Here is a 9188-nt window from a genome sequence, read left to right as displayed (position 1 = left end):
GTCGACGCCGACGCGCTGCGCCTGCACGCCGAGCTGCCCGCCGCCGTGGAGGCCGGCCAGCTGCGCCTGCACTACCAGCCGCTCGTCGCCGCCGGCACCGGCCGCACCGTCGGCGTGGAGGCCCTCGTGCGCTGGCAGCACCCCGAGCGCGGCCTGCTGGGACCCGGCGCCTTCATCCCCCTCGCCGAGCGCAGCCGGGCCGTCGTCGGGCTCACCCGCTGGGTGCTGCGCACCGCCGCCGCCCAGTGCGCGGCCTGGCGCGCCGAGGGCCACGACGTCGGTGTCTCCGTCAACGTCTCGCCCGTCGTGCTCGCCGACCCCTCGCTGGTGGAGGAGGTGCGCCGGGCCATCGCCGACAACGGCCTCGGGCGCAGCGTGCTGACCCTGGAGGTCACCGAGACCGCGCTGCTGGCCGACCCCGCGGGCGCCTCGGCCGTCCTGGCGGACCTGCGCGCGGCCGGCGCCCGCGTCTCGCTGGACGACTTCGGCACCGGCTACACCTCGCTGACGATGCTGCGCCAGCTGGAGGCCGACGAGCTGAAGATCGACCGCACCTTCGTGGCCGCCGCCCCGCAGGCCCCCACCGACGCCGCCATCGTGCGCTCGCTGGTCGACCTGGCGCACCGGCTGTCCATGGAGGTCGTCGCCGAGGGCATCGAGGACGCCCGCACCGGCGACCTCGTCACCAGCCTGGGCGCCGACGTCCTGCAGGGCTACCACTACGCCCGCCCGGTGCCCGCCGAGGAGGTCTTCACCGCTCCCGCGCCGGTCGCCGGGCGCGGGACCGCCGCCGCCGCCACCGGCGCCCGCGCGCCGCTGCGCGCCCCGCGCCCCGCCGACGAGGCCGAGCGCGCGCGCACCGCCCAGGCCGTCCTCGCCACCGCGAGCAGCGCGCAGGGGCTGCTGCGCCGGGTCACCGCCCTAGCCGCCGCCGTCTGCGGCGCCGAGTTCGCCAGCCTGAACGTCGTCACCGACGAGCACGTCCACCTGCTCGCCGGGCACGGCCACCCGATCACCCTCGCGGCCCGCGACGGCAGCCCCTGCGCGTGGACGGTCCTGCAGCACGACGTCGTCGTCGTCCAGGACGCCCAGGAGGACCCGCGCTTCGTCGGCGGCGAGTTCGTCACCGCGGGCGCGCGCCACTACGTCGGCGTCCCCGTCGTCGACGCCCGCGGCCGCACCCTGGCGGTGCTGTGCGCCTACGACCACGAGCCCCTGGAGCTGACGGAGGGCCGGCGCGAGCAGTTCCGCGCCCTCGCCGGCGTCGTCGCCGACAGCCTCGAGGGCCTCGACGCCACCGGGCTGCTCGAGCGCGTGCACGCCCTGCTGCAGGCCGTGCCGGAGCTGGAGCGCGCCGGTGGGCGCTGCGACGTCGTGCGGCTGCTCACCGACGCCGTGCACGACCTGCTGCGCCCCGACCTCACCCTCGTCCTGCGCCCCGCCGCGGCGGCCGCCGGCCGCTGGGAGGTGCTGCGCCACGTCGGCGACGCCGGGGACGCCGGCGACGCCGGGGACGCCGGGGAGGACGCCCTGTCCCCGCTCGCCTTCGACGCGGCCGGGCGCAGCGCGCTCTCGCGCGCCGTGGCCACCGAGCGCACCGTCTGGGTGCCCGACGCGCGCACCAGCTCCGTCGTCGACCCCGCGCTCGCGGCCCGCCTGGGCGCCTCGTCGGTGCTCACGGTGCCCGTCGTCACCGACGACGGCGCCCAGTTCGCGCTGTCGGCGGTGTGGCGCGAGGGCCGGCACGAGCTGCACCCCGTGCTGCGCGACGCCGCCACCGCCCTCGCCGCCCGCGCCGCGCGCCGCCTGGGCACCTGCGCCGCGCCCGGGCACCCCACCGGCGACGCGCCCGGGCACCTCACCGGCGACGCGCCCGCGGACGTGCCCGCGGACGTGCCCGCCTGAGCCGCCTCAGGTGCCGGGCGGGTGCAGCGGGGGGCAGCGCACCAGCAGCACCCCCGGCTCCACGGTCAGCCGGATGCGGCGGGCCGCGCCGATCGGGTCGCCGTCCAGCTCGACCTCCTGCGGCTCGCTGCACGTGACCTCGAAGGTGCGCCCGCGCAGGTGGCGCACCCGCCGCTGCCCGCGCCGGTCGCGGGTGGCGATGGCCCACGCCACCTCGCCCCAGCCGATCCCGCCGCGCGGGGAGAGCACCACCGCGTCGAGGAAGCCGTCGTCGATGCGCGCGTCCGGCATGAGCACCAGCTGCTTGGTGAGCTTGCCGCAGTTGCCGACGATGACCGACCGGGTGCGCACCGGCGTCTCCTCCTCGTCGTCGACGCTGACGCGCACCTTGGCCTGCGGCCCCCACAGCGCCCGCGCCCCGGAGACGACGTACGCGCCGTAGCCGATGCGCCGCTTCAGCCGGTCCTCGACCCCGGCCATCATCGCCGCGTCGAAGCCCAGGCCCGCCATGACGAGGAAGAGGTAGCTCTCCGGCGAGGCGTCGGAGCCGGTGCGGTCGACCTCCAGCCGGCCCACGTCGACGCGCTGGTCGCCGGCGGCGAACACCAGGTCCAGCGCCGCCGCGAGGTCGGCGTGCGGGATGTCCAGGTTGCGCGCCAGCAGGTTCCCGGTGCCCGCCGGCAGCACCGCCATCGGCACCCCGGTCCCCGTCAGGCCAGCCGCCACCGCCCGCACGGTGCCGTCGCCGCCGGCCGCGACCACGACGTCGGCGCCGTCCGCGACCGCCTGCCGCGCCTGGTCGTCGCCGTGGGAGTCCGGTGTCGTCAGCAGCCACCGCGGGTCCGCCCAGCCGTGGGAGCGGAACACCGCCGCCACGTACGCCTGCCGGCGGCGCACCGCCTGCTCGTCGAGGTCGTCGAACTTCGTCGGGTTCACCACGATCGCGGCCCGCGGCTGCGGCGTGCGCACCTCCTGCGGCGGCGGTGCGCTCGCCGCGAGGAGCTGCCCCGAGCGCAGCGAGCGGACCTCGCGGCGCTCGCGGGCGAGCAGCGTGGAGGCCACGAGGAGCGCGAGCGCGAGGAGGACGGCGAGCGCGCCCGTGCTGAAGAGGTCCTGCGCGCTCATCCGGTCACGCTACCGGGCACCCTCCCGGCGCCCTCCGCCAGCACGACGCTCTCGGTTAGGGTCGTGGCGTGATCGACCTGCGAGTGCTGAGGGACGACCCGGAGGCCGTGCGGGCCAGCCAGCGGGCCCGCGGCGAGGACGGCGCCGTCGTCGACCGCGTCCTGGACCTCGACGTCCGCCGCCGCGCCGCCATCTCCGAGTTCGAGCGGCTGCGCGCGGAGCAGAAGTCCCGCGGCAAGGACGTGGCGAAGGCGAAGGGCGAGGAGAAGCAGGCGCTGCTCGCCGACGTCAAGGAGCTGTCCGAGCGCGTCAAGGCCGCCGAGGCGGACTCCGCGGCGCTGGGCGCCGAGTTCGACGCCGCGCTGCGCAGCATCCCCAACGTCGTCGAGGACGGCGTCCCGCCGGGCGGTGAGGACGACTACGTCGTGCTCGAGGAGGTCGGCGCCCACCCGCAGCTGCCCGAGGGCCTGGACGCCTGGCGCGACCACCTGGAGCTGGGCGAGGCGCTGGGCGCCATCGACACCGCCCGCGGCGCGAAGGTGTCGGGCTCGCGCTTCTACTTCCTCACCGGGGTCGGCGCCCGCCTGGAGCTGGCGCTGCTCAACCTGGCGGTCTCCAGGGCCGTCGCCGCCGGTTTCACCCCGATGATCACCCCGACGCTGGTCAAGCCGGAGGTCATGGCGGGCACCGGCTTCCTCGGCGCGCACGCCGCGGAGGTCTACAAGCTGGAGGAGGACGACCTCTACCTCACCGGCACCTCCGAGGTCGCCCTCGCCGGCTACCACTCCGACGAGATCCTCGACCTGTCGGCGGGGCCGCGGCGCTACGCGGGCTGGTCGGCCTGCTACCGCCGCGAGGCCGGTTCCTACGGCAAGGACACCCGCGGCATCATCCGCGTCCACCAGTTCCACAAGGTGGAGATGTTCTCCTTCTGCCGCCCCGAGGACGCCGCGGCCGAGCACCGGCGGCTGCTGGGCTTCGAGAAGGACATGCTCGCCGCGGTCGAGGTCCCGTACCGCGTCATCGACACCGCCGCGGGCGACCTGGGCTCCTCGGCGGCGCGCAAGTTCGACTGCGAGGCGTGGGTGCCCTCGCAGGGCGCCTACCGCGAGCTGACGTCCACCTCCAACTGCACGACCTTCCAGGCGCGCCGGCTGGGCATCCGCGAGCGCGTCGAGGACGGTGCGGGCACCCGCCCGGTCGCCACCCTCAACGGCACGCTGGCCACGACCCGCTGGCTGGTGGCGATCCTGGAGAACCACCAGCAGGCCGACGGCTCGGTGCGGGTCCCGGCGGCCCTGCAGCCGTTCCTGGGCCTGGAGGTCCTGCAGCCGGTCGGCTGAACCCTCCCCGCCCACCGGGCCGCCCCGCGTCCCGTTGACTAGGGTGCTGACGTGAGTGGGGGGCTTGAGGGCGTGCTGGTCGCGCTCGACATCGACGGGACGATCGTCGACCTGGACGAGGTGCTGTCCGACCGCGTCCGCGCGGCGGTGCGGCAGGTGGCGGCGGCGGGCGCGCACGTGGTCGTGGCCACGGGGCGCTCGCTGCACGGGGCGCTGCCGGTGCTGCAGCGCCTGGGCCTGAGCACCGGGTACGCGGTCTGCTCCAACGGCGCGGTCACGGTGCGGCTGGAACCGGACGCCGAGGAGGGCTACGCGGTCGTCTCGCTGCACACCTTCGACCCGTCCGGGGTGGCGGAGGCGCTGCGCGAGCACCTGCCGACCGGGTTGTTCGCCGTGGAGGTCCTGGGCCGCGGGTTCAAGCTGACGGCGCCCTTCCCGGACGGCGAGCTGACCGGCGAGATCGAGGTCGTCCCCTTCGAGGAGCTGTTCACCGAGCCGGTGATGCGCGTCGTCGTGCGCAGCCCCGAGCACACCTCCGCCGAGCTCAGCGGCCTCGTCGAGCAGGTCGGCCTGCACGGGGTGGCGTACTCGGTGGGCTGGACCGCCTGGCTGGACCTGGCGCCCGACGGCGTCACGAAGGCCAGCGCGCTGGAGGAGGTGCGCGTGCGCCTGGAGGTCGAGCGCTCCGCGACGCTGGCGGTGGGCGACGGGCGCAACGACGTCGAGATGCTGCGGTGGGCCGGGCGCGGGGTGGCGATGGGCAACGCCCCCGCCGAGGTGCAGGCCGTCGCCGACGAGGTCACGGCGAGCGTCGACGACGACGGCCTGGCGCTGGTGCTGGAGGAGCTGCTGGCCCGGCGGACGGCCCGCACCGCCTGAGCCGGCCCCGCCCTCAGGCGGTGCTCGTGCCGAACAGCAGCCCCAGCCCGTAGGTGACGGCGGCGGCGGAGCACCCGATGGCGAGCTGGCGCAGCCCGCGCCGCAGCGGCGGGCCCCCCGACAGCAGGCCCACGACGGCACCGGTCGCCAGCAGGCTCAGCCCGACGAGCACGACCGCGGCGACGAGGGCGCTCGTGCCGCGCAGGCCGAGCAGGTGCGGCAGCACGGGCACCAGCGCCCCGGAGGCGAAGAAGCAGAAGCTGGAGGCGGCCGCGCCCAGACCGGTGCCGACGGCCTCGTGCTCGTCGACGTCCGCGGCGTCGGCGGCCGGGGCGCTGCGGGTGCCGGCACCGGGCACCTCGCCGGGAGCGGCGAGGCGGTGCTCGCGCAGCACCTCCGCGGCGTGGGCCGCGGCCTCGGCCTCGCCCATGCCGCGGGCGCGGTAGACCAGCGTCAGCTCGTTGGCGTCCACGTCCAGGTGCGGCACGGCGTGGCGGGCCTGCGGGTCGGGGGTGGAGGCCTCCAGCAGCTCGCGCTGGGAGCGCACCGAGACGAACTCGCCCGCCCCCATCGACAGCGCCCCCGCGAGCAGGCCGGCCACCCCGGTCAGCAGCACGGTGCGGTTCGAGACGCCGCTGGCGCTGATCCCCAGCACCAGCGACAGGTTGCTGACGAGGCCGTCGTTGGCGCCGAACACCGCCGCGCGGAACGTCCCCGACAGCCGGTTGCGGCCGCGGGTGGCCAGCCCCCGCACGACCTCGCCGTGGATGCGCTCGTCGGCGGCCATCGCGGCGGTGGCGTCGGCGTCGGTCTCGTACGGCGAGCGGGCCTCGGCGCGCTGGACGAGCGCGAGGACGAAGACGGAGCCGAAGTGCCGGGCCAGGAACGCCAGCACCCGGGTGCGCAGGTCCACCCGGCGCGGGCGGCCCACGTCCTCGCCCAGCAGCGCCTCCCAGTGCGCGGCGTGCCGGTCCTCGGCCTCGGCGAGCGCGAGCAGGATCTCGCGCTCCTCGCCGCCGCGGCGGGCGGCCAGGTCGCGGTAGACGGCGGCCTCGGCGCGCTCGTCGGCCAGGTGCTGGCGCCAGCGGCGCAGGTCCGCGCCGCTGGCGGGGCGCTCGCGAGGGGGGACGCTCACCGCGCCATCATCGCGGCCGCCCCGCCCCTTGACGCGCTGGCGGCACCCGCCGGCGCAGGGTGCGCTGGCGTGGATCTGGGCGCGCAGCCCGCGCACGGTCCCGATCCCGGGGTGCCGCACGGTGGCGCAGGTGGAGGAGAACGTCGGGGCGATGGCCGCCGGCCCGCTGACCGCGCAGGAGTTCGCCGCCGTCGAGGAGGTGCTGCGCCCGGCACCGCAGGGCTGAGCGCAGGGCTGAGCGCAGGGCTGAGCGGGGGGGGGGGCGCCGGTCAGCCGGCGGGCGCCGGCTGCGGCGGCGCGACCAGCCAGGCGCTCAGGTAGCGCTGGTCGCCGTCGCGCAGGCCGGTGTGGTTGCGGGTGCCCGCGATGCCGGCGAACGGCCGGAACGCCGGGTGCAGGGGGCGCGGGATCCACGCGTCGATGAGGCCGAGCTTGCGCTCGCTGTCGCGCTCCAGGGCGCGCAGCACCCCGGCGCTGACGTCCTCCTCGCGGTGCACCCGCAGACCGCAGGCGGCCAGCTCGGCGCGCAGCCGCTCCACCTGCCGGGCGGGGCGCAGGTCGGCGAAGAAGAAGTCCCCGCCGGGGCGCAGCACGCGGCGCACCTCGGCCAGGAACGCCGGGACGTCGCCGTAGCAGTGCGAGGACTCCACGTTGACGACGGCGTCGAAGGAGTCGTCCGGGAAGGGCACGGCCAGGGCGTCGCCGTGGACGAAGGAGGCGCCGGGGCCGCCGCGCTCGCGCGTGCTCAGCGCCACCGCCCGCGCGGAGAGGTCCAGCCCGACCACCGAGCGCGGCCCGCGGTAGCGGCTGAGGTAGGAGACCCCGCCGCCGCGGCCGCTGCCGACCTCCAGCACGTCGCGCCCGCGCAGGTCCCCGGCCACCACGTGCTCGTAGAGCTGGATGCACAGCCGGTCCGCCTCGTCCCGCGGTTCCAGCTCCAGCACCGGCGGCCCCGGCGGCGCGTAGCCGTAGTCCATGAAGGCCCAGCGGGGTTCGCGCACCCGCGCGGCCAGCAGCTCGTAGCAGGCCCGCCACACCAGCCGCCTCGCGCTCATGCGCGACGGTACCGCCGCCGGGGCCGGGCGGGAGCCGCTCAGCGCCGCCGGGGCGGGCCGGTCCCCGCGGCGGCGGCGAAGCGGTGGGAGAGCGCCGCGCACGCCGCTCGCAGCTCGGCGGGGCCGACGACCTCGAAGTCGGCGTCGAAGGCGCCGACCGCCGCGGCCAGCGCCGGCCACGACCAGGAGCCCAGCACCAGTCGGCAGCGCTGCGGCCCGAGGTCCTCGACGACCCCGTCCCCGGCGTGCGGGAGCACCGCGGCGGCGGGCAGGTCCAGCAGCACCTCGCCGCGGCAGGGCCAGCCGCCGGGACCGCCGGCGCCCTTGAAGACGCCGTCGACGAAGGCGGCCACGTCCCCGCCGGGCACCTCGCGCGGGACGAAGCGCGGCCCGGTGGGGGAGCGCGGGGTGATCCGGTCCGCGCGGAAGGTGCGCCAGCCCTCGCGGTCGAGGTCCCAGCCGAGCAGGTACCAGCGCCCGCCCCGGGTGAGCAGGTGGTGCGGCTGCACGCGCCGCGGCGGCGGTGGCGCGCCGGGCCCGCCGCCGTCCCCCGCCCTCGGCACGGGGGCGGGAGCGGGGGCGTGGTCGAAGCGCAGCACCTCGCGGGCGCGGACGGCGGCGCTGAGCGCCAGCAGGACCTGCGGGTCGGCCGGGGAGCCGCCGGCCCCCGCCGCGGGCGGGACGGCGGTGACGTGCAGGCCGTCGAGGCGGTGGCGCAGGCGCGCGGGCATCACCTGGCGCACGCTCTCCAGCGCGCGCGCCGCGGCCTCCGCGGTGCCGGTCCCCGTGGCGGCGGCCGCGCGCAGCGCCACGGCCAGCGCCACGGCCTGCTCGTCGTCGAAGAGCAGCGGCGGCAGCTGCGCGCCGGCGCCCAGCCGGTAGCCGCCCTCCGGGCCCCGGGTGGCGGCGACCGGGTAGCCCAGCTCGCGCAGCCGCTCCACGTCGCGGCGCACGGTGCGCCGGCTGACCCGCAGCCGCTCGGCCAGCAGCTCCCCCGGCCAGTCGCGGCGCGCCTGCAGCAGCGAGAGCAGCGCCAGCAGCCGCGCGGAGGTCGCGTTCACGACCTCGATGCTGCCGCAGGATGCGGACAGCGGTTGACCGCATCCTGCGCGAACGTCGTCCTCGGCCGGCAGCAGCCGGACGACCCCCGCAGGCGAGGAGCCCGTCGTGATCACCACCACCACCCACCTGAACTTCCGCGGCGAGGCCCGCGCGGCGCTGGAGCTGTACGGCTCCGTCGTCGGCGGCCGCGTCAGCGTCGTCACCTACGACGACGCGCACGCCGTGCAGGACCCCGCCGACGCGGGCCGCGTCCTGTGGGGCGAGGTCGTCGGCGACGGCGGCTTCCACGTCATGGCCTACGACGTGCCCGCCCGCACGCCCTTCGAGCGGGGCGTGAACTCCACCTTCGTCTCCGTGCGCAGCACCTCCCCCGAGGAGGTCAGCGCCTGCTGGGCGGGGCTCGCCGAGGGCGGCCGCGTCGTGCAGGACCTCGCCCCCTCCGGCTGGTCCCCGCTCTACGGGATGCTCGAGGACCGGTTCGGGATCGTGTGGGTCCTCGACGTGGTCCCCACCGCCGATCCCACCGCCGGGAGCGGTGCGGGCGCCGTCGCGGCCCCCTGAGCGGCCCCGCCGCCCCGCCGCCGGGCCTGGGCGGCGGCGACGTCGGCGAGGTCGGCGACCCGCCGCCCCGCCAGGCCGTCCCAGGCGGTGCGGCCGGCGTCCGGCGGCCGCACCACCTGGGAC

8 protein-coding genes and 1 pseudogene are annotated in these 9188 nt (G+C 77.5%); 5 read left to right on the top strand and 4 right to left on the bottom strand.

The features are described from left to right. The coding region (locus GTQ99_RS15410; protein WP_166616613.1) for an EAL domain-containing protein at window positions 1-1905 on the top strand (1905 nt) is incomplete at its 5' end. Window positions 1906-1911: 6 nt separating this feature from the next. On the opposite strand, the gene GTQ99_RS15405 is transcribed toward GTQ99_RS15410, so the two are convergent. Further along, a complete protein-coding gene (locus GTQ99_RS15405) occupies window positions 1912-3030 on the bottom strand; it encodes a diacylglycerol/lipid kinase family protein (RefSeq protein WP_205707568.1) in 1119 nt (372 codons plus the stop codon). Window positions 3031-3098: 68 nt separating this feature from the next. Between GTQ99_RS15405 and serS the strand changes: the two genes are divergently transcribed. Beyond that, window positions 3099-4373 carry a serine--tRNA ligase gene (gene serS / locus GTQ99_RS15400; RefSeq protein WP_166616612.1) on the top strand — a complete coding sequence of 425 codons (1275 nt, stop codon included), beginning with the start codon at window positions 3099-3101 and terminating at the stop codon, window positions 4371-4373. A gap of 51 nt (window positions 4374-4424) precedes the next feature. Beyond that, window positions 4425-5252 (top strand): HAD family hydrolase, encoded by an 828-nt coding sequence (locus GTQ99_RS15395; RefSeq protein ID WP_338075024.1) that lies wholly within the window; start codon window positions 4425-4427, stop codon window positions 5250-5252. Between the two features lie 13 nt (window positions 5253-5265). On the opposite strand, the gene GTQ99_RS15390 is transcribed toward GTQ99_RS15395, so the two are convergent. Next, window positions 5266-6387 carry a VIT1/CCC1 transporter family protein gene (locus GTQ99_RS15390; protein ID WP_166616611.1) on the bottom strand — a complete coding sequence of 374 codons (1122 nt, stop codon included), beginning with the start codon at window positions 6385-6387 and terminating at the stop codon, window positions 5266-5268. Window positions 6388-6439: 52 nt separating this feature from the next. Between GTQ99_RS15390 and GTQ99_RS15385 the strand changes: the two are divergent. Beyond that, window positions 6440-6613, top strand: a pseudogene (locus GTQ99_RS15385) (aldo/keto reductase); the annotation flags it as partial. 43 nt (window positions 6614-6656) lie between these two features. Here GTQ99_RS15385 and GTQ99_RS15380 read toward each other — a convergent pair. Further along, window positions 6657-7442, bottom strand: a complete 786-nt coding sequence (locus tag GTQ99_RS15380) for a class I SAM-dependent methyltransferase (protein WP_166616610.1) — start codon at window positions 7440-7442, stop codon at window positions 6657-6659. A 38-nt stretch (window positions 7443-7480) separates the two neighbouring features. Further along, window positions 7481-8503: an HTH domain-containing protein gene (locus GTQ99_RS15375; RefSeq protein ID WP_166616609.1), complete on the bottom strand. Its 1023-nt coding sequence runs from the start codon at window positions 8501-8503 to the stop codon at window positions 7481-7483. 106 nt (window positions 8504-8609) lie between these two features. Between GTQ99_RS15375 and GTQ99_RS15370 the strand changes: the two genes are divergently transcribed. Beyond that, on the top strand, window positions 8610-9065 hold the full coding sequence (locus tag GTQ99_RS15370) for a VOC family protein (protein ID WP_166616608.1): 456 nt from the start codon (window positions 8610-8612) through the stop codon (window positions 9063-9065). Window positions 9066-9188: the final 123 nt, after the last annotated feature.

The organism is Kineococcus vitellinus, assembly GCF_009906315.1.
GTDB classification, from domain to species: domain Bacteria; phylum Actinomycetota; class Actinomycetes; order Actinomycetales; family Kineococcaceae; genus Kineococcus; species Kineococcus vitellinus.
The sequence above is the reverse complement of the archived record's forward strand: the minus strand, read 5'-3'. Positions and strand labels throughout refer to the sequence as shown.